The organism is Nocardia sp. A7 (genome assembly GCF_046549215.1).
GTDB lineage: Bacteria > Actinomycetota > Actinomycetes > Mycobacteriales > Mycobacteriaceae > Nocardia.
On record NZ_JAJPWE010000002.1, the window covers coordinates 668,312 to 695,173 of the forward strand.

The following is a 26,862-nucleotide window of genomic DNA, read 5'->3' on the forward strand; positions in this document are numbered from 1 at the left end:
CGGCGAAGACCACCACCACGACCACCTCCGCCGCGCCGGTCCAGAACCGCCGAGGCGAGAACGGCGCCGTGGTCCAGCAGGACGGGCTGGTCGGTGCGGGCTGGACGATCACGCTGCAGCCCTCGATCGGTGGCAACGCCAGCACCAGCGACGTACCCTCTTTATGACCGCGGCGACCGGGCTCAGAACTGTGAAGTGTGCCAAGGAATGCCCGGTCCGCCTGCGCGTCGACTAGCCTGCCGGGTGTCCGTTCCCCGAACGAAGGTGATACATAGTGACTTCCGTAGTCGATGCCCCGCCCGTCGATGGCCCTGATGTCGCGTCGAAGGTAGGGCACTACTACCGGGTAGAGGGTGTCTACGAGGTCGGCCGCGAGAAGATCCGCGAATACGCGCGCGCGGTCCAGGACTTCCACCCCGCGCACTGGGAGGACGAGGCCGCCGCCGCGCTCGGCTACTCGGGTCTGGTCGCGCCGCTGACCTTCGTCTCCATCCCAGCTATGGCGGCGAACAGACTGCTCTTCGAAACCGTGGTCGTCGGCTACGACATGTTCGTGCAGACCGAGCAGGTCTTCGAACAGCACAAGCCGATCGTGGCCGGTGACCGCCTCGTCGTCGACGTGGAGCTGTCGTCGGTGCGCACGATCGCGGGCAAGGACCTGATCACCGTCACCAACACCTTCGTCGACGAACTCGGCGAGACCGTGCACATCATGCACACCACCGTGCTCGGCGTCAGCGGCGAGGACGACATCGACCCCGAGATCACCCGCGCGGTGGAGAACGTCATGCTGCACGGGGTGAAGGTGTACAGCGCGGACCGGGACTCCGTCGTGGAGACCACGTTGCGACCCGAGGGTGAGGTGCGCCTGTCGGTCGAGGGCGCCGCGCGCGTGCCGAACACCGAGCTGTCGTTCGACGAGCTCTCCGTCGGCGACGAGATCCCGCTCCGCGACGCTCGCATCTCGCGCGGTGACCTCGTCAACTACGCGGGCGTCTCCGGCGACAACAACCCCATCCACTGGGACGAGAAGATCGCCGAGCTGGCCGGCCTGCCCGACATCATCGCCCACGGCATGCTGACGATGGGCCTGGGCGCGGGCTTCCTCTCCGCCTGGTCCGGCGACCCCGGCGCTGTCACCCGCTACGGCGTTCGGCTGTCGAACTACACCGTGGTCGCCAGGGAAGGTGGCCAGGTCGAATACACCGGCCGCGTGAAGTCGCTCGACCCGGCCGCCCGTACCGCCATGATCGCCATCGTCGCCAAGTCCGGCGGTCGCAAGATCTACGGTCTCGCCACCGCGAACCTGCGCTTTCGCTGACTCCTGGTCGCGGTGAACCTGTTCGGATTCACCGCGACGACCAAGGGCTGAGGTCAGCCGCGCAGGCCGCGCAACGCGGTCTCGACCACGCGGTCGGCGAACTCGGTGGTGAGCGTCCCGCTCCGCAGCAGCCAGCGGTCCATCAGTGGACCCCAGATCATCGCGATCGCGACGTCGAGGTCGATGTCGTCGGCGATCTGGCCTGCGGCCTTGGCGGCTGTGAGCCTGCGACGTTTCAGGTCGTCGACCGGCCCCTGGAGGCGTTCGACGTAGGTGGCGGCCAGCGCGGTGTCGTGCATGATCGCGCTGGTCAGGCCGCGTAGCGGCAGATCGAAGCGCGGGTCGGCGAGCTCGTCGACCGTGGCACGGAGGACGAGTTTCAGGTCGGCTTCCAGATCGCCGGTGTCGGGCAGGCCCGGCCCCTCGTCGCCGGCCTCGCTGAGCATCAGGAAGGCGTCGAGCAGGACGGCGCCCTTGGACGGCCACCAGCGGTAGATCGTCTGCTTGCCGACGCCTGCCCTGGCGGCGATCGCCTCGATGGTCAGCTTGTCGTAGCCGATCTCGCCTGCCAGCTCGAAGGCGGCGGACAGGATCGCGCGTCGGGATCCTTCGTTACGCCGGGTGGCGTCCGCCGACGGCCGGGGCGTGGGTTTCACCTGACTCATGACGTCATCCTAGCAATCAAAGAGACGAGACGTTGCGTCTTGACGACGTAAGGAATCGGTGGCATTCTCGAAGCATCAGGCGAGACGCAACGTCTTGTCTAGCTGAGGAGGAATATCATGACCACCGCACCCCGGGTCTGGTTCATCACCGGAGCGAGCCGCGGTCTGGGCCGCGCCTTCGCCAAAGCCGCACTGGCGGCGGGGGACCGGGTCGCCGTCGCGGCCCGCACCCGATCCGCACTCGACGAGCTGGCTGCCGCACACCCGGACAAAGTGCTGCCGCTGACTCTCGACGTCACCGATCGCGCCGCGGTGCACGAGGCGGTCGATGCCGCCGTCGCGCACTTCGGCCGCCTCGACATCGTGGTCAACAACGCGGGCACCCTGTCGATGGGCATGATCGAGGAATTCACCGAAGCGCAGGCGCGCGCCCAGATGGAGGTCAACTTCTTCGGCGCGCTGTGGGTGAGCCAGGCCGCGCTCGCGCACCTGCGTGCCCAGCGGTCCGGACACCTCGTGCAGGTCTCCAGCATCGGCGGACTCGCCGGATTCCCGCTGTCGGGGATGTATGCCGCGAGCAAGTTCGCGCTGGAGGGCATGAGCGAGGCCATGGCGATGGAAGCCGCGCAATTCGGTGTGCGCGTGAGCATTCTGCAACCGGGCGGCTACTGGACCGACCTGTACGCGGCGATGCGGAACACCACCCCGATCGAGGCCTACGCCCCGTTGCGCGCCCAGCTCGAGGCGCAATGGGCCGAGGGGTCGATCGACAGTGAACCCGCGCTGGCCGCCGAGGCGCTGCTCACCCTCGTCGGCGCCGAGGAACCGCCGCTGCGCCTGCTGCTCGGAAACATGGTGTACGACTTGGCCTTCGACCTCGCGCGCGCCAAGATGGCCACCTGGTCGGCCTGGGAGCAGACCAGCCGAGCCGCGGAACGGGCAGTCCCCGCGCCGGGCTCGGCGTAGTCGCTCAGGTCGTGACGGGCGTGCGTGCGGCGCGATCGATCAGGTACTCGACCAGGTGGGTGAGCACCGCCTTGGCCGAGGGCCGATCGCGCGCGTCGCACAGGACCACCGGGGTGTTCGGGTCGAGGTCGAGTGCGTCGCGCACCTCGTCGACCGTGTAGCGCGGCGCACCGTCGAAGCAGTTCACCGCGATCAGGAACGGCAAGCCGCGCCGCTCGAAGAAGTCCACCGCCGCGAAGGAATTGCTCAACCGCCGGGTATCCGCCAGCACGATCGCGCCGAGCGCGCCACGGCACAGCTCGTCCCACAGGAACCAGAAGCGGTCCTGGCCGGGCGTGCCGAACAGGTACAGCACCAGGTCCCGGTCGATGGTGATACGCCCGAAGTCCAGCGCGACGGTGGTCGTGTGCTTCTGCTCCACGCCCGACAGATCGTCGACACCGGTGCTGACCTCGGTGATCAGCTCTTCGGTCCGCAGCGGCGCGATCTCGCTGATCGCGCCGACCATGGTGGTCTTGCCGACGCCGAAGCCGCCGGCGATGAGAATCTTGACCGAGGCGGCCATGTGCTGGTCGCCTGCGGACGTCAGGTCAAAGTTTTCGGATGCCATCCAGAACCGCTCGCAATATGTTGAGGTCACCGGCACCGGCCTCGGCCGATACCGGAGCCCGGAAGATGAGGTGGCCCTCGGCGATGAGATCACCGACGAGGATCTTGGTCACCGCCAGAGGCAGTTTCAGCACGGCCGAGACCTCGGCCACCGACTGTGGACGCTTGCACAGCTGTGCGATCGTCCGGTACTCGGGTTCTGGTCTGCGCAGGGTAGGGGCAGGATGTACTGCTACCACCACCGTGAGCATGTCCAGGTCGTGCGCCGCACCCATGGTGCGGCCGCGGGTCACCGCGTACGGCCGGACGAGAGGTCCGGCCGCTTCGTCGAACCACGGATCGCCGAGTCGAGTCATTGTCGAAACTTTCTATAGCTGCGCATGCCCGTGCCGCGGCTCCGTCGACAGATAGCTGCCGACCCGCTGCACAGTGAGATTCATTTCGTAGGCGACCATGCCGAGATTGGCCGACTCGTTGGCTTGCAGTGCCAGGCAAGCATTTTCACCTGCCGAGGTGACGAACAGCACTGCCCGATCGAGCTCGATCACCGCTTGGCGCACGCCGCCACCGTCGAACCGGCTGCCCGCGCTGCGCGCGAGACCGTAGAGGGTCGAGGACATGGCGGCGAAGTGTTCGGCGTCTTCACGCTTCATCTGCGAGGAACGTCCGAGCAGCAGTCCGTCGGTGGACAGCACGACCGCGTAGCGGACCCCTGCCAGCCGGTCGACGAGATCGTCGAGTAGCCAGTTGAGATCACCGGGGGAAGAGTTCACCTCAGCCTTCCTGTTCGTCCTGATTCGAAGGGGTCTGTTGTTTGCGACCCTGGCGGGTGCCGTTCTCGATCGCGGACATGATGTCGCGCGCCTGTTCGGGGGAGCGAGGACGCTCCGGTGCACTCGGCGACTCGGCGGCGGGCTCGGAGAGCTCGGGCGCCAGATTCGCCTGCCTGCTGCGACGCGGCAGCGCGGGACGTTCGTCGGAGTCGGTGTCATAGCGCGCAGGTGCCGCGGCGGGCCTTTCCGGGGCCGGTGCCATCGGACGCGGCGTCGGCGGATCGGCCACCAGCGTCGCGACCGGCGCCGGTGCCGATTCGAGGGCGGCGACCGGTCCGGACTCCTGCGGCGCGGGCAGGCCACGGCGCAGCGGGCCGGTCGTCGCGGGCGGCACACCCGCCAGCTCGGCCTCGCCCGCCAGCAACTGCTGGGGGATCAGCACGATGGCACGGATGCCGCCGTAGTCGGATTCGCTCAGCCGCACAGACACACCGTGCGCGACGGCGAGGCGGGCGACCACGAACAGACCGAGGCGCGAGTCCGAGGACAGCGTGCCGACGCCGAAGTCCGGCGGATCGGCCAGCATGGAGTTGTAGCGGACCAGGTCGTCGTCGCTCATTCCCATGCCCTGGTCGGTGATCTCGACGACCACGCCCTTGCCGACCACATTGCCGCCTGCCTCGACCCGCGACTGCGGCGGGGAGAACGCGGTGGCGTTGTCGACGAGCTCCGCGAGCAGGTGCACGAGGTCGGCCACGACGGTGCCGACGACGTTGACCTCGGGCAGCTTGGTGACCCGCACGCGCGCGTAGTCGAGCGTCTCGCCGATCGCACTGCGCACCACGTCCATCACCGGCACGGGCTGACGCCACTGCCGTCCCGGCCGACCGCCGCCGAGGATGATCAGGTTCTCGGCGTTGCGGCGTTCGCGGGTGGCCAGGTGGTCGAGCCGGAACAGGGTCTCGAGCAGTGCCGGATCCTCTTGTCGGCGTTCGGCTTCGTCGAGGATCTCGAGCTGACGGTGCACCACGATCTGGCTGCGGTGGGCGATGTTGAGGAACACCGCGCGCACACCCTCACGCGTGCGGGCCTCGTCGACAGCGGCACCGATCGCGGCGGCGGCGGCGTGCTCGAAGGCCTTGGCGACCTGACCGATCTCGTCGGTTCCGAAATCGAGGGTCGGCGACGTCTCGGCCGGGTCGACCTCGCCGCCGTCGCGCAGGGTGCGCATGGTGGCGGGCAGCTTTTCGTCGGCGAGCTGCAGCGTGGCAGTGCGCAGGCGGCGCAGGCGGCGAATGATCCGATTGGCGAGGATCAGCGCGATCAGGAAGGCGAGCACGCTCAGGGCGATGACGCCGCCGCCCGCCGCGGCCGCGGTCGCCTCAGCGCGCTGCGAGGAGTCCTTCGCCAGGGTCTGGATGAACCTGTTGTGACCGGTGTAGATATCGAGCAGCCCCCGGTTGACGGTCGCCGCGGCGCTCTGCCATTCGGCGGCGGGCATCGGCAGCGCGGGCGGGGTGGCCGTCCTGGCAGTGCCCGTGGTGACCGCGGGAGTGGCGAAGCGCGCGATGATCGCGTTGTCCATCTGGGTCAGTTGCTGCCACTGCGCCGAGGCGGTCAGCGCGACGACAGCGTTGCGCTCGGACTCGGGGAGCTCGGCGGTGAGGTTGGTGAGTTCGGTGCGGTAGAAGCCACTCTGGCGGATGAATTCGTCGATCCCGACAGCGAAGTCGCCGTCGGAGGCGACCAGGGCCGAACCGAGCGCGTTGCCGCGCGACATGGCCTCGATGATGTTGAGCAGACGCAAACCCTCACCCACACCGGAGGACACGGTCGCGTCGGGCGCGGCGAGTACGGCGATCTTGGTGCCCTGGATGAACGAGTCGATCACCAGATTGAAGAACATGTAGGCGTCCGTGGCGGGCAGCATGCCCGCGTCGGCGCCGCCGCGCATGGCTTTGAGATGCTGCTGCGAGGTGGCGAATTCGGCCTGACTCTCGCCGATATCTGCGCCGTCGACGGCCTGCATCTGCTGCACGATCTGGTTGAGCTTCACGAACGCGGCGTCCGTGCGCGTTCGCGCGGCGGGTAGCGCGAGCGTCGCGGTCATGTCGCCCGCGACCAGCGACATCGTGAGGTGGCGCTCGGACTGGATCGACTCGACCATCTCCTGCGTCGAGGGGCCTGCCTGTTGGAGCTCGGTGGCCCACGCTTTGGCCTTGTTGCTCTCGTTGACCAGATAGCCGGCGGTACCGACGCCGACGACCACCAAAGTTAAACTCGGGATGAGAGCAATCGCCAGAATCCGGGTGCGCACACCGAGTCTCGCTAAGAACATCGCCATAACGTAACGGAATCGTTGCACTGTTGTCGTGTCTGTCTCGGTGAGCGAGACGCGATTTGGTTTGTGTCCGAACACCTTTGCTATATAGGGCCGAAACGAAAAAACGGCGAGCTCACCCCGCCGGCTGAGCCTCGATGGCCCAGTCGGCGGGGGCTCGCCGCGACCTGGCAGCGCCGGGAAAGACGCTGCCAGGTCAGGTTTTCGACGGCGCCGCTACAGTGTGCGGTCGGCGCCGGTGCGTGGTGGCGGAGCGGCCGCCAGTGCCGCGTTCTCCGCCGCGGTCAACTGTCGGGCGCGCAAGACGAAGTGCTGGCCGTGACCGGCGTCGAGGGAGTCCTCGGTGGCCTCGCCGCGCGCCACGTCGACGGTGAGGTGGGTATCTTTCCAGCATTCGAACTGTTCGGGGCTGATCCAGAATTCAGTGTGCCAGCTGAGCCGCCCGAGCAGGATGTCGGCCTTCTCGATCGGGAACTGTTTGGCCGACAGGCACACCGGGGCGCTGTCGTCGTCGCAGCTCTCACCCGTATGCCGGAACAGTACCGGCCCGTTGTCCTCGATGATGCGGCGTAGCAGGTTCTGGGCGCGCTCGGTGATCTCGACACGGTGGATTCGATTCTGCATCAGAACATCCCGAGTTTCGTCGTCGAATAACTGACCAGCATGTTCTTGGTCTGCTGGTAGTGCCCGAGCATCATCGCGTGGTTCTCCCGGCCGAATCCCGACTTCTTGTAGCCGCCGAACGCGGCGTGGGCGGGATAGGCGTGGTAGCAGTTGGTCCAGACCCGGCCTGCCTTGATGCCGCGGCCCAGACGGTGGGCGGTGTTCAGATCGCGGGTCCACACGCCCGCACCGAGACCGTAGAGGGTGTCATTGGCGATGCGGATCGCTTCGTCGACGGTATCGAAGCGGGTGACCGCGACGACCGGGCCGAAGATCTCCTCCTGGAAGATCCGCATCGTGTTCTCACCTGCGAAGACAGTGGGTTCGATGTAGTACCCACCCGGTAGGCCGTCGACCTTGCGTGCTTCCCCTCCAGTGAGCACGCGGGCGCCTTCGGCTCTGCCGATGTCGAAATAGGACAGAATCTTCTCGTACTGGTCGTTGCCGGCCTGCGCGCCGATCATCGTTTCGGTGTCGAGCGGATGACCGGACACTATGGCCTCGGTGCGGGCGATGGCGCGGGCGAGGAACTCGTCGTAGATCGACGAGTGGATCAGTGCCCGCGACGGGCACGTGCACACCTCGCCCTGGTTCAGGGCGAACATGACGAACCCCTCGACGGCCTTGTCGAGGTAGTCGTCGTCGGCGGCGAGCACATCGGGCAGGAAGATGTTGGGGCTCTTGCCGCCGAGTTCGAGGGTGACCGGGGTGATGTTCTCGCTGGCGTACTGCATGATCAGGCGCCCGGTGGTGGTCTCGCCGGTGAAGGCGATCTTGGCCACGCGCGGGCTCTGCGCCAGCGGCTTGCCCGCCTCGACGCCGAAACCGTTGACCACGTTGAGAACTCCGTCGGGCAGCAGGTCGGCGATGAGTTCGACGACGAGCAGCAGCGAGGCCGGTGTCTGCTCGGCCGGTTTGACGACCACACAGTTGCCCGCCGCCAGCGCGGGCGCGAGTTTCCAGGCGGCCATCAGGATCGGGAAGTTCCACGGGATGATCTGCCCGACCACTCCGAGCGGTTCGTGGTAGTGGTAGGCGACCGTGTCGGCGTCGATCTGTGACAGCGAACCCTCTCGGGCGCGAAGCACTCCCGCGAAGTAGCGGAAGTGGTCGATGGCCAGCGGCAGGTCGGCAGCCAGGGTTTCGCGGACCGGTTTGCCGTTGTCCCAGGTCTCGGCCACGGCCAGTGGTTCGAGGCTGTTCTCGATCCGGTCGGCGATCTTGAGCAGGATGTCGGATCGTTCGGTGGCCGAGGTCGCGGCCCAACGCTCGGTGGCGCGATGCGCGGCTTCCAGGGCCATGTCGATATCGGCGGCCGTGGAACGGGCTACCGCGCAGAATGTCTCACCGTCGACCGGCGAGGTGTTGTCGAAATAACGGCCTTCGACAGGGGGAGCCCAGTCACCTCCGATGAAGTTGTCGTATCGGGCGGCATAGCTGACTATGCCGGTATCCGATCCGGGTTTGCCGTAGATCATTCGCCTCGCTCCTCGCGACCTGTTGAACGCTTCGCGTCCTTCGCGTCGTGCTGCACACTATGGTCGGCGAAGGTTGGTACGAGGTTGGTGACGGCGTTTGCGCAGGTCAGCCCTGGCGTGCGGTGAAAAGTCGGGCGGTGACGACGGCGCGGCGAACATCGTCGCGTGGCAGTAGCCGCAGAGCGTGCTCGTGCACGGCGACATCGCCGGGGCACCGCTGCCCGAACGCGACCGCGTGTTCGGGCCGGTCGCTGCCGAGCACCGCGTTGCGGATGCCGACGTCGAGGTGGGCGCGCCACTGTTCGACGCCGGGCAGATCCGATCCGGGTAGCAGCGGCCCGCGATACAGCCAGAGCGCCGAGGTGAGGTCGCCGCCCTCGATGGCGGCCAGCAGGTCCACCGCGTCGCAGGACACGGCGCCGGTGAGCATGTAGCGCCGGTTCGCGATCTCGCCGCGGGTGGCCCGGCGCAGGTGTGAGACATCGGCTTTGAGCGTGTTCAGCGACACCGACCGCTCACCGTAGACCGCGGCGTGCAACTGCTCAGGGGTGTAGCCGTCGGGCTCGAGCGCCAGCAGAGCCAGGATCTCGAGTTGACGCGGCGGCAGCGGCACCGGTCGGCCGTCGCGCAAAAGCCTTGCGGCGCCCAGGCATTCGAGTCGCACCCCGGGTGCCGGGGTGGGTGCTTCGGCGCGAAGCATCGTCTCCACGGCGGTGACAAGCGCGCGTACCGAGGTCATCACCATCGGATGCGAGCGTTCCCATGTGGAGGACAGGTCGAGCACGCCGACCGTGCGGCCGTCGGGGCCGTGGATGGGCGCGGAATAGCAGACCCAGCCGTGCAGCGCGGCGACGAGGTGCTCGGCGGAGAACACGGTGACGGCCCGGTCGTCGTGCAGGGCCAGCGAAAGCCCGTTGGTCCCCATGTGGCTTTCGTCCCAGACCCCACCCGGCGCGAAGTTCACCGCTTCCCCTTGGCGGCGCAGCGTGCGGTCGCCCGCGGTCCACAGGATGGTGCCCGATTCGTCACTGACGACTGCGAGATAGCCCGATTCCTCGGCCATTCCGCGCAGTTGGCCCGCGAGTTCGGTGACGGGCCTGCGCAGCGGGGATTCCGACCAGCGGTCACTGATGTCGCTGAATCCGGGCGCGACTTCGGTGGCGGGGTCGACGGTGTGCAGGGAGCGCTGCCAGGATTTGGCGACATCGTTGCGCACGGCGCCGGTGTCGCGGGGCAGAGTCAGCGGACGGGAGGGCGCGGCGAGACGGTTCCACTGCTTCTCGAGCTCGACGCGGTAGTCGGAGAGGCGTTCGGGCCTGTGTGCTCCGGCGATCGGGTCGACTGCGGCGCCTGGTCGAGCCCTGCTGGGTTGCTCGTCCACGTTCGCTCCCTGCTCGTCGGTGACGCACCGTTCCTGCGACGAGAACGGGTGTGGCGCTTATTGTTTATCAGTTGCGCCACCACCATGGGAACGTTTACGCCGAGGACTGTCGGGTCACCGGACTTGTGCCTGTCGCGTCGCCTTGACGCGCCCGACTACTTGTTGAGGAAGATCCCGGCGATATCGGCGTTCTTGATCGGGGTGTCGACATTGCGCTGGGTCGCGCACAGCAGGTCGACCTGCACGATCATCGAGTCGACCACGGTGCCCGCCGGTTCGTTGTCGTTGCCGGTCTGCTGCTTGATCGCCTTGGTGATGGTGATCCGCTTGGTGTTCGCGTCCTGATTGACGTAGTCGCGACAGCTCGTGTCGCCGCCCTGGTTGAGCACCCGCTCGACCTCGGTGCATCCGGTGACCAGTGCCGCCAGCACCGCGACGCCCACCGCGGCAGCGCCGGTTCGGGTGTTGGCAGCCATGTTTCCTCCTGGAATGGTTCCCTGCGCGCGTCTGCGCGTCGGTGCCAGCTTAGGTGGTGGTGCTCAGGCGCGATGGATCCGCAGGGGTACCCGCAGTTCGGTGGGGGTGAGGGAGCCGTGGTGGCCGATCATCAGCGATTGCAGCGGTTCGGCGCCGGAGCGGATGACACCGCCGTTGCCGGTCGCGATCACCACGAGATCGCCGATGCGCGCGGCGGCGTCGCGGGTCACCGCGGGCCCGAACCAGCCCGCCTCGATCGCCTCCGCGCGGGTACGCACCAGGAAACCGTCCCCGAGAACGCCGCGCCAGGTATCGGCCACGGACGTGCTGTCGTCGGTGTAGACGTGGCGGGCGCGCGGTTCACCGCCGAGTGCTGCGACGTTGTCGGACAGGTGCGGGTGCGTGTCGAAGTCGATGCGCTCGACGAGTTCGACCATGCCGTGATCGGCGGTGACGATCAGCGCCGAGCGGGCGGGCAACCGCGCCGCGATCTCGGCGGCGATCCGGTCGACATTGGCGAGCTCGAACCGCCATGCCCGGCTGGCGGGACCGCGGGCATGGCCGGTGGTGTCGAGTTCCGAATGATAGGTGTAGACAAGTGTTTTCGGGGCCGAGGTGAGTGCGGTCAACACGCCGTCGACGAGATCGCCCACCGAATAGGCCGTGCGGAATCCACCGCCGCGCCAGCCGGCCAGCGTCAGCCCGGATCCGTCCTGGTAGCTCGGCGCGACCTGCACCGCCGCGATGCCCGCGTCGGTGGCGCGCTCGAAGATGGTGCGGTGCGGCTGGATTCGGTCGGGCGGCAGCGTGGTGCGCGCGTCGACCTTCGGCCCGTCGCCCATGAGCTGCCACCGCAGCGAATTGAACAGGCGTTCTTCGCCGGGCAGGCGCATGCAGTAGCCGACGATGCCGTGCTCGCCCGAGGGCAGGCCGGTGCCCAGGGTGGTCAGGCTCGTGGCCGTGGTGCTCGGGAAACCGGCGTCGATGCTCGCCTCGGGCAGGCTCGTCAGGAATGGTGCCGCAGCGGATTCGGCCGCCAGGGCTTGTGCGCCGAGTCCGTCGACGAGGAGCACGCAGACCCGGTCGACATCGAGGGCGAGGCCGAGGCGGTCGGTGTCGCCGGGTGCGCCTAGGCACGACAGGACCGAGGGGAGCAGATCGGCGAGTGAGGCTGTGCCGTAACGCGGGGCGAGCAGAAGATCGTCGATCACGCCTGTCCTGTTTCGAATCGGCTGATCAGCCCGTCGCGCAGGACGAACCGCCAGGTGGTGCGCATCGAACCCCACCGGCTGTTGGTGTAGTCGGCGGTGAGTGCGAGACCGTCGTCGGAGTCGATCGTGTCCACGACGAGATGTCCGTTGCTGCTGAAGATCTCGGCCTCGGTCCATTGCGTGAGATTGCGTTCGACACCATCATCGGACATGGTCGCGTCCTCGGTGAGCACACCGTAGAACTGGTCGGTGTCCTGCGCGTTGAGCGCGTCGACGAACGCCTCGACCACGGGATCGAGTTTCGCGGTGCCAGACATCGTGCCTCCTGCTCGAAACGGCTACGCAACGACAACACGGGTTTTACCCACTGTAGGCGAGTGACCGCGCCCGGTTGTCGCAAAATCGGCGGCGCGTCAGGCGGTGGACGGGTCCGGCGGGATCAGCGTGGTGAACATGCGCATGATCGTGTCGACGAGCTCGGGCGCGTGGGTGCCCATCTGTTCGCTGCGTTTCTCGAGATGACCGTCGAGCCACAGCGAGGCCAGCCCGTGCGCCAGCCCCCACCACGCGACGGCGAGGGTGTCGGCGCGGTCGGCGGGCAGAGCGCCTGCGGCGACACCGTCGGCGACGGTGTCGACCAGGACGTTGAAGGCGGCGTCGCCGGCGGCGTTGGCGGCGGGGTGCTTTTCCGGTTGGGACAGCTCCGGCCGGAACATGAGCCGGAACTGGGCGGGGTGCTCGCGAGAGAACCGCACGTAGGCGTCGCCGAGTTCGGTGAGCGCGGTCAGTGGGTCGGGCGACGCGGCCCTGGCGGTGATCATGTAGGTGGCCAGCTGCTGGAAGCCGTCGATCGACAGCGCGGACAGCAGCGCGGCGCGGTCGGCGAAATGGTGATAGGGCGCGCCGCTGCTGACGCCGGCCTCCCTGGCGACCCGGCGCAGGCTCACCGCGGCCAGGCCCTCGTTCTCGATCAGGCGAAGGCAGGCGTCCATCAGCGTGGCGCGCAGGTCGCCGTGGTGGTACCTAATGCGCTTCACCCTTGCGAGCGTAGGCGAGAAACCGGCCGGAATTGGCACTGGACAGGAAATCTATGCAGTGCTTAGATTAACTGAGCATTGCTTAGATTGGAGACATCATGACCACTCGGGTACTCGTCACCGGCGCGACAGGTTTCGTCGCGGGCCACTGCATCGCCGAACTCCTCGACCACGGCTACGCCGTCCGCGCCACCGTGCGCGACCTCAGCGCGCACACCAGGCGCGCACACCTCACCGAACTCGCCCGACGCACCGGGGGTGAGCTGGAATTCGTCGCCGCCTCGCTCGACGACGACGCGGGCTGGGCCGCGGCGGTCACCGACTGCGACACCGTGCTGCACGTCGCGTCACCGTTCCCTTCCACACCGCCCGAGAATGAGCGAGACCTCATCGAACCCGCGGTCGGGGGCACGCTGCGGGTGCTGCGCGCCGCCGCGGCCGCCGGGGTCCGTCGCGTCGTGCTGACTTCCTCGGTCGCCGCCGTCGCCTACGGCCATGACGTGGACGCGGTGCGCACCGAGGACGACTGGTCGGTGGTCGACCGCATCCCCGCCTACCAGAAGAGCAAGACGCTCGCCGAACGCGCCGCCTGGGATTTCATCGAATCCTCGCCCGCCACAACCGAACTCGTGGTGCTGAACCCCGGCATGATTCTCGGCCCACTGCTCGAAGCCCGGACGAGCACCTCCCACGAACCGGTCCGCCGCCTGCTGGCCCGCGACGTCCCCGGCTCGGTGAACACCGGCTGGACCCCCGTCGACGTGCGCGACCTCGCCATCGCGCACCGCCTGGCGATGGAAACCCCCGCGGCCGCGGGCAACCGATACATCTGTGCCGCCGATCCGCTGTGGATGGGCGAGCTGGCCCGCCTACTGGCCCGCGACTACGCCGCCGCGGGTTTCCGCGTCCCCACCAGGGTCCTGCCGAACTGGCTGATCCGCCTCGTCGCGGTCTTCGACAAAGGCGTCCGCTTGACCGTGCCGGGTCTGGGCCGAACCGAGAACGTCAGCGCCGACAAGGCCCGACGCGAACTGGGCTGGACCATGCGCCCGATCGAGGACACCATCCGCGACACCGCCGACAGCCTGATCGCGTTCGGCATCGTCACCGGCCGTCCCGCGAAGTCGTCGCGTGCCGCTGTCGGAACACGGTGAGTCAGCGCCGTTCCCACACCCACACCGGTTCCGCCGACTGCTGCTCGTCGTCGACGGCGGCCAAGTCGGCTTTCCGGCAGTGACGGGTAGCTCAGCGGGGGCGGTGCCAGCGCAGGGTGTACCGCCACATCAGGCGGCGCCGGATCTCTGCGCCGGGGAGGTGTTCGGCCGCCGCCGCGCGGATTTCGGCCATCGTCTCCTGTGCGTCCCGAACGGCTACCGCCGGGTCGCCGTAGGACCGATGCCGCCAGCGGTCCAGCCCCCAGATCGCGGGTAGCAGCGGGAGGTAGTGAAAGTCGGTGACGGGGTGCATCTTCCAGAGCCCGACCACCGCGAGGGTGCCGCCGGGGGCGACGAGGTGGCGCAGGGTGGAGATGCCGTCACGCACGGGAACATGGTGCAGGGTGGCGACGGCGGTGACCACGTCGAAGGTCTGGTCGAGATCGCGGAAGTCGGCGTGTTCGAGGTGGACGTTGGGTGCGGCGGGCGCGTTGGCGATGACCTGGTCGTCGATATCGACCCCGAGGACCGCGTCGCACCGGGTCGCCAGTTTGCGGGCGAGCAATCCGTCACCGCAGCCGATATCCAATGCCGTGCGGGCATCGTCGGGCACCTGATCGAGTACCCAGGGGTGGTAGTGCACATTGTGGTTCCAGTAGGGGTCGGTCGGCATGACCGGTCAACGTGCCGGGTCTGCGATGGGTTCCGGAACTGGGTTGCGTCACACACTGTTTCGACGAACTATCGGGCCACCGCCGCGTGAGCGGACAACCACTCGGCGAACTGGGTGAGATCGTCGAGGACCACATCCGCGCCCGCGGCCCACAATCCGTCGGCATCGTAGGGCCCGGTCGTCACGCCGACGGCCACCACACCGGCGGCCTTGGCGCCGCGCATGTCACCCGCGTGATCACCGACGAACACGTGCGCCGATTCCTCGCGCAACACATCGGTCTTCCCGGTCGACCACAGATCACCGGCGAGACGGTCGACCTGCCAGCCGAGGTGATCGACGTGCAGTCGCGCGTGCGGCTCGAATTTCCCGGTGACGACCAACGTGCGCCCACCCCCCGCGCGCACGGCGGCCAAGGCGTCGTCGGCGCCGGGGAGCGCGGGGATGCGGTCGATGACATTCGGGTAGAGCTCGCGGTAGCGGGCGACCAGATGGGGGACCAGGTCATCGGGCGCGCCCGCATCGCCCAGGAGCGTGGCCAGTGGCGGCCCGAGGTGCTCCGCGAAGTGCGAGCCGTCCATCGGCAGATCGAATTCGCGGGCGAGGGTGTCGATCGCCAGTGCGACTCCCGGACGCGAGTCGATGAGAGTCATGTCCAGGTCGAAGCCGACGGTGATGGTCACGCTGTGGAGCCTATCGCCGGGGTCGCTGCCCCTGCTGATCGCTGTCCGACCTGCTCTGATTCACGTGGAACCCCGGCTGCACTCGATGCCGAAATCAGTTGGGGGAGTGCGGTGCAGCGAAGCACGGTGTGCGTCACGGCATTTCGGGCCGACTGGTCGGTAACCCGAAGATCGGCAGGTCACACCCGCATCGAGGAGGTGGCGAAATACGTTGGCTCACCGCATCACCGGACGTGCGGCGGTGAGCGCAACAATGCAACGACTGCCATCTCGTCGCCGCGATCTCTCGGAATCAACTACTGGCAGCCGCGGTGAACGGTGCGACCGTGGGCACCGACACCGGTCGCGACGGATGGGTCCACACCCCCTTGCCCTCCAAGATCGGCAGCACCCCCTCGCCGAACCAGTACGCCTCCTCCAGGTGCGGGTACCCGGAGAGGATGAAGTGGTCGATTCCGATCGCGGCGTATTCGAGCAGGCGATCGGCCACCTCGGCATGCGAGCCGACCAGCGCCGTCCCCGCACCGCCGCGAACCAGGCCGACGCCCGCCCACAGATTCGGGGCGATCTCGAGCCCGTCGGTGCGCCCGTTGTGCAGCCGCGCCATCCGGCGCTGCCCTTCGGAGTCGCTCTTGGCCAGGTTCGCCTGCACCCGCTCGATCTCACCGGGGGAGATGCCGTCGAGGAGCCGGTCGGCCTCGGTCCACGCCTCGGCGGCGGTATCGCGGCTGATCACGTGGATGCGCAGGCCGAAGTCGACGGTGCGGCCCTCGATCGCGGCCAGCCCGCGGATCCAGTCCAGCTTCTTCGCGACGGCGTCGACCGGTTCACCCCAGGTGAGGTAGGTGTCGGCGTAACGGGCGGCGATCGGCCCGGCCGGACCCGAGGAGCCGCCGAAGAACACGGGCGGAATCGGGTCGGGGCGGGCGCTGAGGATCGCGTCCTTCACCCGCAGGTGTTCGCCGGTGAAGGTGAACGGTTCGGTCGCCGACCAGAGTTCACGCACGATGTGCAGGAACTCGCCGGTGCGCGCGTAGCGCTCGGTTTTGTCGAGGAAGTCGCCGTAGGCCTGCTGCTCGCGCTGTTCGCCGCCGGTGACGACATTGAGCAGCAGCCGCCCGGCGGAATGGCGCTGGAAGGTCGCCGCCATCTGGGCGGCGAGGGTGGGGCTGGTCAGTCCGGGGCGCAGCGCGACCAGGAACTTCAGCGTCTCGCTGGTCTGCACCAGCATGGCCGTGGTCAGCCACGCGTCCTCGCACCAGGCGCCGGTCGGCGTGAGCACCCCCTCGAAGCCGTTGTCCTCGGCGGCGGCGGTGAGCTGGTTGAGATAGCGCAGCGTCGCGGGACGATCACCGGACATGAAGCTGCCGTGTCCGCCCGCCATCAGCCCGCGGGAATCGCCGTAGGTGGGCAGGAACCAGTGAAACGACAGTCGGTGCTCGGTCATCCCTCGATGCTGACCGGTGCGCCCGCCCTCGTCACGGATTCCGATCACCGTGCGCGCAACCCCCGACACGCCGCGGCGCGAACACACCGAACTAGACGTAACTATGCGAAACACGTAACCTCGATGCAGGCTCGGGCGACGATGCTCGGGTCGGCGGCCCTACGAAACGAGTTTCCTTCATGACGCGGCATGTCGACGTACTGATCATCGGCGCTGGCCTGTCCGGAATCGGCACGGCCTGTCACCTGATCCGCGAGCAGACCGGACGCACCTACGCGATCCTCGAGCGCCGCGAGAACATCGGTGGCACCTGGGACCTGTTCAAGTACCCCGGCATCCGCTCGGACTCGGACATGCTCACCTTCGGTTTCGGCTTCCGTCCCTGGATCGGCACCAAGGTTCTCGCCGACGGCGCCAGCATTCGCCAGTACGTCGAGGACACCGCCAAGGAATACGGCGTCACCGACCACATCACCTTCGGCCGTAAGGTCTCCCACCTCGCGTTCGATCGCGCCGCCGCGCTCTGGACCGTGACGGCCGAGATCGAGGCCACCGGCGAGACCGAGACCTGGACCGCCAACTTCGTCGTCGGCGCCAGCGGCTACTACAACTACGACAAGGGCTACCAGCCGGAATTTCCCGGTCAGGCCGACTTCACGGGCCAGATCGTGCATCCGCAGCACTGGCCCGAGGATCTGGACTACACCGGCAAGAAGGTCGTCGTCATCGGTTCCGGTGCCACCGCGATCACCCTGATCCCGTCGATGGCCGACACCGCCGCGCACGTCACCATGCTGCAGCGTTCGCCCACCTGGATCCAGGCGCTGCCCTCGGACGACCCGGTCGCGATCGGTTTCAAGAAGTCGCGTGTGCCCGACGCCATCGCCTACAGGATCGGCCGTGCCCGCAATATCGCGCTGCAGCGCGCCAGCTTCCAGCTCTCACGCACCAACCCCGAGCTGGCCAAGAAGCTGATGCTGGCTCAGGTGCGCCTGCAGCTCGGCAAGAAGGTGGACCTGCGCCACTTCACCCCCAGCTACAACCCGTGGGACCAGCGCCTGTGCGTGGTGCCCAACGGGGATCTGTTCAAGGTGCTCAAGAGCGGCAAGGCCGACATCGTCACCGACCGCATCGCGAAGTTCACCGAGAAGGGCATCCTGACCGAGTCGGGTCAGGAACTCGAGGCCGACATCATCGTCACCGCGACCGGCCTGAACGTGCAGATCCTCGGCGGCGCGACGATGAGCATCGACGACGAGCCGGTGAAGATGAACGAGACGGTCGCCTACAAGAGCGTGCTGTACTCCGACATCCCGAACTTCCTGATGATCATCGGCTACACCAACGCGTCCTGGACGCTCAAGGCCGACCTCGCCGCCGCCTACCTGTGCCGCGTGCTCAACATCATGCGCGACCGTGGCCACACCACCTTCGAGGTGCACGCCAACCCCGATGACTTCGCCGCGGAATCCCTCATGGGCGGCGCACTTACCTCGGGTTACATCCAGCGCGGCAATGGTGAGATGCCCCGCCAGGGCGCGCGTGGCGCCTGGAAGCTGGTCAACAACTACTACCGCGACCGCACGCTGATGCACAAGGCCCCGATCGAGGACGGCGTGCTGCAGTTCAGCAAGACCGGCACCGCTGTCGAACCCGGCGTGAAGGCCGTCGGCGCGTAGCCACCGAAGCTGACCAAGGCCCGCCACATCGCAGTGTGGCGGGCCTTTTCGCTGTCGGTGATCGACCGATTTCCTTTACCCGGGCGAACTTTCAGCTCCTCCCGTACTATCGCGATCGAAGACACCGCCCGGGGAGATGAAGGAGGACGGTGTGGGATCTCGCCTACCGGCGACCATCCGTGACGCGGGGACGTGGCTGCGGCGATTCGCCGCGACGACGCCAGGTGTGATCGGGGTGGTCCTCGTCGTGACCACGGTGGCCTGTCTGATCGCCGGACTGACTGTGGGACAACAACTCGACGCCAAGATCGCGCGCACCGAACAGGTCCTCGACCGGACCGAGCCCCTGGCCTTCGCCGCACAGAGTCTGTATGTATCGCTGTCGGCCGCCGACGCGGGCGCGGCGACGGCCTTCCTGTCCGGCGGGATCGAATCACCGCAGGTACGAGACAGTTACGAGCAGGCACTCGCCGAAGCCGCCGCCGCGCTGGCGGAAGCGACCGCCGGTGCCACCGACGCGCAGACCAGGGCGATCGTGGCCCGCATCGCGGCCGACCTGCCGACCTATACGGGCTTGGTCGAGACAGCGCGCGCCAACAATCGTCAGGGCTTCCCGGTCGGCTCGGCGTATCTGCGGCAAGCCTCGGATCTGATGCAGACCTCCCTGCTGCCCAATGCCGAACAACTCAGCACGGCTCGCTTCGCCGCGGTGCGCGAGGACCAGCAGCGCGTCGGCGCGTTGCCGTGGACGAGCATCGTGCTCCTGCTGCTCGTCCTCGCGGCCTGCGTGGTCGGCTCGGTCGTGTTGCTGCGTCGCACCAATCGGCTGGTGAACGCCGGCATGGCCATGGCGGCACTGGCCGCCCTGGTGGCACTGCTGTGGACCGCGGGCGCCACCCTGACGGCCGCGCAACTGCTCGAGACCGGGAGTTCCGGTGCCGGTGCGCGCGTGGAGAACCTGGCAGGCGCCCGCATCCTGGCCCAGCAGGCCCGCACCGACGAAACCCTGGCCCTGATCACCCGCGGCGACATCACCGCCACGGAGAAGTCCTTCCAGACCCACAGCGACGACCTTGGCGGGCGCCTCACCGCCGCAGGTGGCCGCGACTCCGATGCCGAACGCGCGCTCACGAATTGGCGTGCGGGCCACAACGCCCAGCGCACCGCCTACGAGAAGGCCGACTACCCCGGCGCGGTCACCCAGGCGATCGGCACCGGCCCCGACAGCTCGGCCACCAGCTTTGCCCGCCTCGACCAGGAACTGCGCGACGATCTCGCCCAGGCCCGCGACGATCTGCGCGACGGCGTCGCCGCCGCCGGAAACTCGTTGACACTGAGCCCCTTCGGCACACTGCTCCTGCTGCTGGCCGCGGCCGGCGCGGTGATCAGCGGACTCTGGCCACGCATGAAGGAGTTCCTGTGAGACGCCCCTTGCTCCTGGTGTTCGCCGCGGCCGTCCTGGTGGTCGCGGGGTGCGGTGATGCTCCCGAACCGTCGACCGTTCCCGCCACCGCCGTCGCCCCACCGCTGCCCGGCGCGGAAGCGATCACCTCGGCACCGACGGCCGAAGGCACCGGATCCTGCGATACCGAAGCGACTCTGGCGCCGACGGCCCAGCCGCGACCGGGTGCGATGCCCGCGGGATCGGCGATGGCCGCGATCGTGGCCAACGGCAGGCTGCGGGTGGGTGTCGACCAGAACACCTACATGTTCGGGTTCCGCAATCCGACGACCGGCAGGCTGGAGGGCTTCGACATCGACCTCGCCAGGGAGATCGCCCGCGACCTGTTCGGTGACCCGGACAAGATCGAACTGCGCTCCGTCACCGCGGCCGACCGGATCCCGCTGCTGCAGGACAAGAAGGTCGACATGATCGTGCGCACTTTCTCGGCGACCTGCGAACGCCGCCGTGATGTCGACTTCTCCAGCGTGTACTACCGCGCGGCGCAACGCATCGCGGCCCCACACGGCGCGGGCATCACCAGCGGGGCCGGGCTCGCGGGCAAGCGGGTGTGCGTGGCGAAGGGCACGACCGCGGCCGCACCACTGTTCACCTTGCCGACACCCCCGACGGTGCTCGGCGTGACCAACTGGACCGACTGCCTGGTCGCCCTCCAGCAGGGCACCGTCGACGCGATCAGCGGCGACGAGCCGATCCTGGCGGGCCTGGTCGCCCAGGACCACAACCTCGAGGTGGTGGGCGACCCGATCGGTGCGGGCGCGTACGCGGTCGGCGTGCCGCGCGGCAGCGACGAACTGGTGCGTTTCGTCAACGGCGTGCTCGACCGCACCCGCACCGACGGCACCTGGCAGCAGATCTACGGCAGGCACCTGTCGACCCTCGGCGCCTCACCGGGTCCGCCGGTGCCCCGGTACGTCGGATGACCTGGCCGATGCTCGGCGTACTCGAGATCGATCGTGAACTGGCCGGGCGCACAGCGGAATTGGCGAAGGTGACCACGACGCTGCTGGAACTGGACCGCCACCCCGGCCTGGCCTTGGTCCGCCGCTACCCGCCGACGGGGGAGACCGCGCGGCGCTGGGTGTCGGTGGAGCAGGCACTGGGCCAACTCTGGGAGGACCTCGGTCGGGTGCGGGCCATCCTCGGCGAAGCCGAGACGGTGCGTGCCGGGCGCGGCAAGGTCGACGATCGTGCCCGCGGGCGACTCTCCGAGCTGCTGCGTGGCCGCCCGCACGAGGTGGCGAGGATCCCGATCCCCTTGGCGCAGCGGGGCCTGACCGGCCCCAGTGAAACCGTCGTGACGGTGGGCATCGCCGATTGCCTGGACCGGATGCGCGCCGCGTTCGCTTTCGTCGCGCCGTTCGCCGACGAGGTCGCGACGGTGGACGAACGGGTACTCGGCACGCTCGCGCCCTTGCAACAGCGTGTCGAACAGGCCAGGGGCGCGCTGGATGCGGCCGCCGAACCACTGGCCACCCTGCTGCGTCGCGCAGGCACCGATCCACTCGGTTTCGGACCGGGCGAGATCGATACCGCCCTCGCCTCGCTCACCGCGCTGATCGACACCGAATCTGCCCGCCACAGTGCGCATCTCGCCGTTGCCGCCGACCTGCCCGGCGCGGTCGCCGACCTGCGGGCCCAACTGTCCGCGCTCGGCGAACTCCAACAGCACGCCGACCACACCGCCACCCAGGCCGAGCACAAGGTCGCGACCGGCGAGCTACCCGACGGCGGCGAACCGGCCACCCGGCTGCGCGCCGAACTCGACACCCTCGGTGATTCACCCGACCGCGCGACGGTCGAACACCTCTTGGCGTTGCGGGTGCGCACCACCGACGCGACCGACAAGGCAACGCAGCGAGACGATTTGGCACGCGGGCTGCTCGATCGTCGCGCCGAACTACGCGGCCGACTCACGGCCTACCGCGCCAAGGCTTCGCGGCTGGGGGTGAGCGAGGACCGTGACGTGCTCGCCGCCGACCGGATCGCGGCCGGTCTGCTCACCCGCACACCATGCGATCTGGCCGCGGTCACCCGGGCGGTCGCGGACTATCGTTCGATCATCGGGGAGAAAGCGGGGCGGACAGCATGACGTGCAATGAACCGGGGTGCGGCGGCACGATCGAAGACGGCTACTGCGCACTGTGCGGTACCGCCCCCGTCGCGAGCGCACCACCGGCACCGGCACTCGCCGCGGGTAACGGCCGGTCCGGGCGCACCACAGCGCAACCGCGCAGCGGAAACCGTGAGGCCCCACCGGCGCCCCTGCCGGCGCCCGGTGCCTGTGGCGAACCCGAGTGCGGCGGAACGATCGTCGACGGCTACTGCGACACCTGCGGTACCGCACCGGCTTCGGTGACAGCCTCGATGCACAGCCCGTCCGCCTCGACGGTCAGCGCGAGCGGGCGCACCTCGAGCCGTTCGGTCCGCACCCGTTCGAGCTCGGCCCGTTCGGCCGCGCGCGGCAGGCTCGGCGCCGGACTCGTCGAAGTACCACCGGTGCCGCGCGTCGACCCGGTCACCGCGGTGCTCACCGACCCGCAGGTCCCCGAATCCGACCGCTTCTGCGGCAAGTGCGACAAACCCGTCGGCCGCGGCCAGGCAGGCGCGCCCGGCCGCACCTCCGGGTTCTGTCCGCACTGTGGCACCCGCTATTCGTTCGTGCCCCGGTTGCGCGCGGGTGATCTCGTCGGCGGCCAGTACGAGGTGGCCGGGGCACTGGCCCACGGCGGTCTCGGCTGGATCTATCTGGCCACCGACCGCGCCGTCAACAAGCGCTGGGTGGTGCTCAAGGGCCTCATCGACACCGGCGACGCCGACGCGCTGGCCGCCGCGCTCGCCGAGCGCAGGTTCCTGGCCGAGGTCGACCATCCGAACATCGTCAAGATCCACAACTTCACCGAACACGCCGACGCCGACGGCGAGCCGGTCGGCTACATCGTCATGGCCTACGTCGGCGGCACCTCGCTCAAACAGATCCTGCGCGCCTACCGCGCCGAAAACCAGCGCTATCTGCCGCCGGCGCAAGCGATCGCCTATGTGCTGGAAATGCTGCCCGCCCTCGGCTATCTGCACGCCCGTGGCTGGGCCTACTGCGATTTCAAGCCCGACAATGTGATGCAGACCGAGGAACGCCTCGAGCTGATCGACCTCGGCGCGGTGATCGCGATGGACGACCGCACCAGCCCCATCTACGGCACGCTCGGTTACCAGGCACCCGAGATCGCCGAAACCGGACCCACCGTGGCCACCGAGATCTACACCGCGGGCCGCACACTGGCCGTGCTGATGATGCGAGTGCCCTCCGTCGACGGCAAACTGGGCCCGATTCCCGGCCCCGACACCGAACCGTTACTGGCCGAACATGATTCGCTGCACCGATTCCTGCAGCGGTCCACCGACCCCGACCCACTGGCCCGCTTCGCCTCGACGAGCGAAATGGCCGACCAGCTCACCGGCGTCCTGCGTGAGGTGCTGGCCACCGGCGACGGCATCCCCCGGCCCGGCATGTCGAGCCAGTTCGGCCCCGCCCGCGCGGTCTTCGGAATCGACAGCGCCACACCCGAACCCGCCGCGCTCATCACCGGTCTGCCCGCCCCGCTGGTCGACCCCGGCGACAGCGGCGCGGCCCTGCTGGCGACCACCGATGCCGCGACTCCCGCCGAACTCGAGCAGGCACTCACCGCCGGATTGCGTGCGGTGGTCACCGGATCGGGCGAGTCGGTCGAGATCCCGCTGCGACTGGTCCGCGCCGAACTCGAAGCAGGCGACGCCCCAGCGGCACTGAACCGTCTCGCGGCCCTGGACGCCGATCTCGAATTCGACTGGCGCCCGGTCTGGTACCGAGCGCAGGCGGCCCTGCTGGCAGGCGACTATTCGGCTGCCGCAGCGGATTTCGAGTCCGTCTACGCGGCGCTGCCCGGTGAACCCGCCCCTAAACTCGCCCTGGCCGCCGCCCTGGAACTCGGCGCCGGGGCCGCCCGCAGCGAGAACCCAGACACCGCGGTACCCGTTCCGAACCCGCCCCTGTCCCGCGAGCGCAGCCGCGCGCTGGCGCTCTACGAAGTCGTCTGGCGCACCGACCACACCTACCTGTCCGCCGCCTTCGGTGCCGCACGACTGCGCCGCACCAACGGCGACCGCACCGGTGCGGTCGCGATCCTCGACCAGGTCGACCGCACCTCCTCGATGTTCACCGAGGCCAGGGTCTCCGCCGTCGAAACCCTGTTGGCGCACCGTGACCCGGCCGACCTCGACGAAACACTGCTGCGTGCGACCGGTGCGCGCGTCGAGGCGCTGCGTCTCGACTCGCGCACCCGCACCGCGCAGGTGCGCATGTTCGTGCTCGAGGCGGCACTGAACTGGATCCGGTCGGGACAACGACCGAGCACACCAGGCAAGCTATTGGACGTGGAATTCACCGAACAGGGCGTGCGGACGGGACTGGAACGATGCTTGCGGACACTGGCGCGCGAGGCCGACGACATGTGGACCCGATTCGTCCTGGTGGACCAGGCGAACACGGTGCGCCCGAGGACCACCCTGTGACCGCCCCCGGCTGCGCCGACTGCGCGGGCTCGGCACGATCGGGACACCGCTTCTGCGAAGGCTGCGGTCGCGAACTCGGGGTGCGTAAAGTCGCGCTGCCCGTCCATGATCCGGTCGCGGTGCCGCAGTGCTCGACCTGTGGCGAACGGGCCTACGAGGGCGGCTTCTGCCTCAAGTGCGGCAGCCCCAAGCCCGTCCCCGACCGTTTCGAGGAAGACCTCGGTGCGGTGTATGTCCTCACCGATCGCGGAATCAGCCACTCCCGCAACGAAGACGCGGTCGCGGCCGCGGTGCGCGAGGGCGACGGCATCCGGGTGATCGTGGTCAGCGACGGCGTCTCCACTTCCCAGGACCCCCAGGCCGCCTCCGGCAACGCCGCCCGCACCGGCGTCGATGCGGCACTGGCCGCACTGGCCGAGGGCCGCGCCGACTCCGACGCCGCGATGGCGGGTCTGGCCGCGGCGACCGCCGCGGTGCGCGGCATGTCACGTACCCCCGAGTACGCGCCGTCGTGCACCTACGTCTCCGCGATCGTGCGCGAGACGGGCCTCGGCACCGACATCACCATCGCCAATGTCGGTGACAGCAGGGCCTTCTGGCTCGCCGCGGGCGATCCCACCGCCTCACGCCGACTCAGCATCGACGATTCGTGGGCCCAGGCACTGGTCGACGCGGGCGCCCTCGACGAAACCGCCGCCATGAACGACCCGCGCGCCCACACCCTGCTGCGCTGGCTCGGCGCCGACGGCGGCGAAGCGCCATGGTCGGCGAACTGCCTGCAACGCATGCTTGCCACCGAACCGGGCACGCTGCTGCTGTGCACCGACGGCCTGTGGAACTACCTGCCCGAGGCGATCACGCTCGCCGGCTTCACCGTCGAGACCTCACCGCAGGCCGCGGCTCGCGCGCTCGCCGACTTCGCCCTGAACAGCGGGGGCAGTGACAACATCACGGTCGCACTGGCTCCGGTGCCCGTCGCCGTATCGCAAGAACCAGGAGTGTCATGAGTTCCCCTGAGACAGCCGGTATTTCGATCGCCGTCGACCAGAACGAATTCCTCGCCGAAGGCGCGAACGTGGTGGACGCGGTGCTGACGGTGGCCACCGGTCCCGAACTCGCCGCCGTCGCCACGCCGCCGCCGCGACTCGAGATCCTGATCATCGACTGCTCCGGTTCGATGGGCAACAAACGCAAATTCGAGAACGCGCGCAACGCCACCCGCACCGCCATGGACGAAATCCCCGACGGCACCGCGTTCGCCATCATCGAGGGCACCGAAGCGGCCCGGATGATCTACCCGACCGGCAGAGTCATGTCCGCGCCCGCCGATGACGCGCACCGCGGCTCGGCCCGCCGGGCGCTCGACCGGTTACGTCCCGACGGCGGCACCGCGATGGGCTCGTGGCTGGCGCTGGCCCGCCAGGTCGCCGCCGCCCACCCCGGTGCCCAAGCGCACGCGATCCTGCTCACCGACGGCAAGAACGAACACGAGACCCCACAGCAGCTCGCCACCGAACTCGACCGTGCCGAAGGGCTTTTCGTCTGTGACTGCCGCGGTGTCGGCGACGACTGGGTCGCCGAGGAACTGCGCAAGATCGCCTCGAAACTGTCCGGCGACGCGAACATCGTCGCCGATCCGAAGGACCTGGCAGCCGACTTCGCCGCGATGATGCGCTCGTCGGCCGCCCGGGTGATCCCGGAACTGACCCTGAAGGTCTGGACCCCCGCCGGTGCGCGGGTGCGGATGGTCAAGCAGGTCTCGCCGGTGCTCGAGGATCTGACCGAGCGCCGGACCGACGTGGGCGCGCAGGTGGGGGAGTACCCGCTGTCGTCGTGGGCCGCCGAGGAACGCGAATACCACGTGCAGATCGAACTGGAGCCTGCCGCGCCGGGCCGGGAGAAGCTGGCCGCGCGGCTGAGCGTGCTGGCCGGTGACGAGGTCCTCGGCCAGGGCCTCGTGCGCGCCGTCTGGACCACCGATTCGACCCTGTCGACCCGCATCAGCACCCGCGTGGCCCACTACACCGGCCAGGTCGAACTGGCCAAGGCGGTCCAGGAGGGTCTGGCGGCCCGCCGCAACGGCGACGTCACCACCGCGACCGCGAAACTGCGGCGCGCGGTGGAACTGGCCGCTGCCTCGGGCCACGAATCCACCGCCAAACTGCTGCGCGGGGTGGTCGAGGTCGACCACGACGGCACCGTGAAGCTGCGTGGCCAGGTCGCCGCGGCCGACGAGCTCGCCCTCGACATCCGCTCGACCAAGACCGCCAGGGTGCGGCCGGAGGGCGGCTGAC

Annotated in this window: 25 protein-coding genes; 10 read left to right on the plus strand and 15 right to left on the minus strand. The window is 68.7% G+C overall.

Features of this window, described 5'->3' with window-relative positions:
- Positions 1-274: 274 nt before the first annotated feature.
- On the plus strand, positions 275-1,321 hold the full coding sequence (locus ACLJPD_RS14475; protein ID WP_410872597.1) for a fused (3R)-hydroxyacyl-ACP dehydratase subunits HadA/HadB: 1,047 nt from the start codon (positions 275-277) through the stop codon (positions 1,319-1,321).
- Between the two features lie 53 nt (positions 1,322-1,374).
- Here the strand turns inward: ACLJPD_RS14475 and ACLJPD_RS14480 are convergent, their stop codons facing one another.
- Positions 1,375-1,986: a TetR/AcrR family transcriptional regulator gene (locus ACLJPD_RS14480; protein ID WP_410872598.1), complete on the minus strand. Its 612-nt coding sequence runs from the start codon at positions 1,984-1,986 to the stop codon at positions 1,375-1,377.
- A 117-nt stretch (positions 1,987-2,103) separates the two neighbouring features.
- Between ACLJPD_RS14480 and ACLJPD_RS14485 the strand changes: the two genes are divergently transcribed.
- The gene (locus ACLJPD_RS14485; protein WP_410872599.1) at positions 2,104-2,952 is read left to right on the plus strand and encodes an SDR family NAD(P)-dependent oxidoreductase; all 849 of its coding nucleotides are present in this window, start codon (positions 2,104-2,106) and stop codon (positions 2,950-2,952) included.
- A gap of 4 nt (positions 2,953-2,956) precedes the next feature.
- Here ACLJPD_RS14485 and ACLJPD_RS14490 read toward each other — a convergent pair whose 3' ends face one another.
- The 11 genes from ACLJPD_RS14490 to ACLJPD_RS14540 all read right to left on the minus strand — a co-directional run bounded on the left by ACLJPD_RS14490 (position 2,957) and on the right by ACLJPD_RS14540 (position 12,922).
- Complete coding sequence (locus ACLJPD_RS14490) at positions 2,957-3,562, minus strand: GTP-binding protein (RefSeq protein WP_410872600.1); 606 nt, start codon at positions 3,560-3,562, stop codon at positions 2,957-2,959.
- On the minus strand, positions 3,543-3,917 hold the full coding sequence (locus ACLJPD_RS14495; protein ID WP_410872601.1) for a DUF742 domain-containing protein: 375 nt from the start codon (positions 3,915-3,917) through the stop codon (positions 3,543-3,545). The genes ACLJPD_RS14490 and ACLJPD_RS14495 overlap by 20 nt, the downstream gene beginning before the upstream one ends.
- A 12-nt stretch (positions 3,918-3,929) precedes the next feature.
- Positions 3,930-4,334 carry a roadblock/LC7 domain-containing protein gene (locus ACLJPD_RS14500; protein WP_056809728.1) on the minus strand — a complete coding sequence of 135 codons (405 nt, stop codon included), beginning with the start codon at positions 4,332-4,334 and terminating at the stop codon, positions 3,930-3,932.
- Between the two features lies 1 nt (position 4,335).
- The gene (locus ACLJPD_RS14505; RefSeq protein ID WP_410872602.1) at positions 4,336-6,672 is read right to left on the minus strand and encodes a nitrate- and nitrite sensing domain-containing protein; all 2,337 of its coding nucleotides are present in this window, start codon (positions 6,670-6,672) and stop codon (positions 4,336-4,338) included.
- Positions 6,673-6,891: 219 nt separating this feature from the next.
- On the minus strand, positions 6,892-7,299 hold the full coding sequence (locus tag ACLJPD_RS14510) for a DUF779 domain-containing protein (protein ID WP_410872603.1): 408 nt from the start codon (positions 7,297-7,299) through the stop codon (positions 6,892-6,894).
- A complete protein-coding gene (locus ACLJPD_RS14515) occupies positions 7,299-8,816 on the minus strand; it encodes an aldehyde dehydrogenase family protein (RefSeq protein WP_410872604.1) in 1,518 nt (505 codons plus the stop codon). Before ACLJPD_RS14515 ends, ACLJPD_RS14510 begins: the two co-directional genes overlap by 1 nt.
- Positions 8,817-8,922: 106 nt before the next feature.
- A complete protein-coding gene (locus ACLJPD_RS14520) occupies positions 8,923-10,149 on the minus strand; it encodes a transcriptional regulator (RefSeq protein ID WP_410873414.1) in 1,227 nt (408 codons plus the stop codon).
- A gap of 203 nt (positions 10,150-10,352) precedes the next feature.
- Positions 10,353-10,673, minus strand: coding sequence for a hypothetical protein (locus ACLJPD_RS14525; RefSeq protein ID WP_410872605.1), 321 nt, complete (start codon positions 10,671-10,673; stop codon positions 10,353-10,355).
- A gap of 63 nt (positions 10,674-10,736) precedes the next feature.
- Complete coding sequence (locus tag ACLJPD_RS14530) at positions 10,737-11,885, minus strand: alkaline phosphatase family protein (protein WP_410872606.1); 1,149 nt, start codon at positions 11,883-11,885, stop codon at positions 10,737-10,739.
- Positions 11,882-12,202 (minus strand): nuclear transport factor 2 family protein, encoded by a 321-nt coding sequence (locus ACLJPD_RS14535; protein ID WP_410872607.1) that lies wholly within the window; start codon positions 12,200-12,202, stop codon positions 11,882-11,884. Before ACLJPD_RS14535 ends, ACLJPD_RS14530 begins: the two co-directional genes overlap by 4 nt.
- Positions 12,203-12,298: 96 nt before the next feature.
- Positions 12,299-12,922 carry a TetR/AcrR family transcriptional regulator gene (locus ACLJPD_RS14540; RefSeq protein WP_410872608.1) on the minus strand — a complete coding sequence of 208 codons (624 nt, stop codon included), beginning with the start codon at positions 12,920-12,922 and terminating at the stop codon, positions 12,299-12,301.
- 98 nt (positions 12,923-13,020) lie between these two features.
- Between ACLJPD_RS14540 and ACLJPD_RS14545 the strand changes: the two genes are divergently transcribed.
- Positions 13,021-14,076 (plus strand): NAD-dependent epimerase/dehydratase family protein, encoded by a 1,056-nt coding sequence (locus ACLJPD_RS14545; protein ID WP_410872609.1) that lies wholly within the window; start codon positions 13,021-13,023, stop codon positions 14,074-14,076.
- 91 nt (positions 14,077-14,167) lie between these two features.
- Here ACLJPD_RS14545 and ACLJPD_RS14550 read toward each other — a convergent pair whose 3' ends face one another.
- From ACLJPD_RS14550 to ACLJPD_RS14560, 3 genes are all read right to left on the minus strand, one after another.
- Entirely contained in the window at positions 14,168-14,749 is a 582-nt protein-coding gene (locus ACLJPD_RS14550; RefSeq protein ID WP_410872610.1) for a class I SAM-dependent methyltransferase, read from the minus strand.
- A gap of 68 nt (positions 14,750-14,817) precedes the next feature.
- Positions 14,818-15,432, minus strand: a complete 615-nt coding sequence (locus ACLJPD_RS14555) for an HAD family hydrolase (RefSeq protein WP_410872611.1) — start codon at positions 15,430-15,432, stop codon at positions 14,818-14,820.
- Between the two features lie 292 nt (positions 15,433-15,724).
- Positions 15,725-16,879 carry an LLM class flavin-dependent oxidoreductase gene (locus ACLJPD_RS14560; protein WP_410872612.1) on the minus strand — a complete coding sequence of 385 codons (1,155 nt, stop codon included), beginning with the start codon at positions 16,877-16,879 and terminating at the stop codon, positions 15,725-15,727.
- A 179-nt stretch (positions 16,880-17,058) separates the two neighbouring features.
- Here ACLJPD_RS14560 and ACLJPD_RS14565 point away from each other — a divergent pair, with 179 nt between their 5' ends.
- The 7 genes from ACLJPD_RS14565 (at position 17,059) to ACLJPD_RS14595 (ending at position 26,861) form a co-directional block, all read left to right on the plus strand.
- Positions 17,059-18,558: a flavin-containing monooxygenase gene (locus tag ACLJPD_RS14565; RefSeq protein ID WP_410872613.1), complete on the plus strand. Its 1,500-nt coding sequence runs from the start codon at positions 17,059-17,061 to the stop codon at positions 18,556-18,558.
- 151 nt (positions 18,559-18,709) lie between these two features.
- The gene (locus ACLJPD_RS14570; protein ID WP_410872614.1) at positions 18,710-19,981 is read left to right on the plus strand and encodes a hypothetical protein; all 1,272 of its coding nucleotides are present in this window, start codon (positions 18,710-18,712) and stop codon (positions 19,979-19,981) included.
- The gene (locus ACLJPD_RS14575; protein WP_410872615.1) at positions 19,978-20,943 is read left to right on the plus strand and encodes a glutamate ABC transporter substrate-binding protein; all 966 of its coding nucleotides are present in this window, start codon (positions 19,978-19,980) and stop codon (positions 20,941-20,943) included. The genes ACLJPD_RS14570 and ACLJPD_RS14575 overlap by 4 nt, the downstream gene beginning before the upstream one ends.
- Positions 20,940-22,112: a hypothetical protein gene (locus tag ACLJPD_RS14580; protein WP_410872616.1), complete on the plus strand. Its 1,173-nt coding sequence runs from the start codon at positions 20,940-20,942 to the stop codon at positions 22,110-22,112. Before ACLJPD_RS14575 ends, ACLJPD_RS14580 begins: the two co-directional genes overlap by 4 nt.
- Positions 22,109-24,568: a tetratricopeptide repeat protein gene (locus tag ACLJPD_RS14585; RefSeq protein WP_410872617.1), complete on the plus strand. Its 2,460-nt coding sequence runs from the start codon at positions 22,109-22,111 to the stop codon at positions 24,566-24,568. The genes ACLJPD_RS14580 and ACLJPD_RS14585 overlap by 4 nt, the downstream gene beginning before the upstream one ends.
- The gene (locus ACLJPD_RS14590; protein WP_410872618.1) at positions 24,565-25,575 is read left to right on the plus strand and encodes a PP2C family protein-serine/threonine phosphatase; all 1,011 of its coding nucleotides are present in this window, start codon (positions 24,565-24,567) and stop codon (positions 25,573-25,575) included. The genes ACLJPD_RS14585 and ACLJPD_RS14590 overlap by 4 nt, the downstream gene beginning before the upstream one ends.
- On the plus strand, positions 25,572-26,861 hold the full coding sequence (locus ACLJPD_RS14595) for a VWA domain-containing protein (RefSeq protein ID WP_410872619.1): 1,290 nt from the start codon (positions 25,572-25,574) through the stop codon (positions 26,859-26,861). The genes ACLJPD_RS14590 and ACLJPD_RS14595 overlap by 4 nt, the downstream gene beginning before the upstream one ends.
- Position 26,862: the final 1 nt, after the last annotated feature.

What these genes read in the sequence shown, in the direction of transcription:
- ACLJPD_RS14595 (WP_410872619.1), top strand. Translation starts at nt 25,572, where the DNA reads ATGAGTTCCCCTGAGACAGCCGGTATTTCGATCGCCGTCGACCAGAAC.
- ACLJPD_RS14495 (WP_410872601.1), bottom strand. Translation starts at nt 3,917, where the DNA reads ATGACTCGACTCGGCGATCCGTGGTTCGACGAAGCGGCCGGACCTCTC.
- ACLJPD_RS14515 (WP_410872604.1), bottom strand. Translation starts at nt 8,816, where the DNA reads ATGATCTACGGCAAACCCGGATCGGATACCGGCATAGTCAGCTATGCC.
- ACLJPD_RS14550 (WP_410872610.1), bottom strand. Translation starts at nt 14,749, where the DNA reads ATGCCGACCGACCCCTACTGGAACCACAATGTGCACTACCACCCCTGG.
- ACLJPD_RS14525 (WP_410872605.1), bottom strand. Translation starts at nt 10,673, where the DNA reads ATGGCTGCCAACACCCGAACCGGCGCTGCCGCGGTGGGCGTCGCGGTG.
- ACLJPD_RS14485 (WP_410872599.1), top strand. Translation starts at nt 2,104, where the DNA reads ATGACCACCGCACCCCGGGTCTGGTTCATCACCGGAGCGAGCCGCGGT.
- ACLJPD_RS14490 (WP_410872600.1), bottom strand. Translation starts at nt 3,562, where the DNA reads ATGGCATCCGAAAACTTTGACCTGACGTCCGCAGGCGACCAGCACATG.
- ACLJPD_RS14510 (WP_410872603.1), bottom strand. Translation starts at nt 7,299, where the DNA reads ATGCAGAATCGAATCCACCGTGTCGAGATCACCGAGCGCGCCCAGAAC.
- ACLJPD_RS14565 (WP_410872613.1), top strand. Translation starts at nt 17,059, where the DNA reads ATGACGCGGCATGTCGACGTACTGATCATCGGCGCTGGCCTGTCCGGA.
- ACLJPD_RS14545 (WP_410872609.1), top strand. Translation starts at nt 13,021, where the DNA reads ATGACCACTCGGGTACTCGTCACCGGCGCGACAGGTTTCGTCGCGGGC.
- ACLJPD_RS14585 (WP_410872617.1), top strand. Translation starts at nt 22,109, where the DNA reads ATGACGTGCAATGAACCGGGGTGCGGCGGCACGATCGAAGACGGCTAC.
- ACLJPD_RS14480 (WP_410872598.1), bottom strand. Translation starts at nt 1,986, where the DNA reads ATGAGTCAGGTGAAACCCACGCCCCGGCCGTCGGCGGACGCCACCCGG.
- ACLJPD_RS14535 (WP_410872607.1), bottom strand. Translation starts at nt 12,202, where the DNA reads ATGTCTGGCACCGCGAAACTCGATCCCGTGGTCGAGGCGTTCGTCGAC.
- ACLJPD_RS14560 (WP_410872612.1), bottom strand. Translation starts at nt 16,879, where the DNA reads ATGACCGAGCACCGACTGTCGTTTCACTGGTTCCTGCCCACCTACGGC.
- ACLJPD_RS14580 (WP_410872616.1), top strand. Translation starts at nt 20,940, where the DNA reads ATGACCTGGCCGATGCTCGGCGTACTCGAGATCGATCGTGAACTGGCC.
- ACLJPD_RS14505 (WP_410872602.1), bottom strand. Translation starts at nt 6,672, where the DNA reads ATGTTCTTAGCGAGACTCGGTGTGCGCACCCGGATTCTGGCGATTGCT.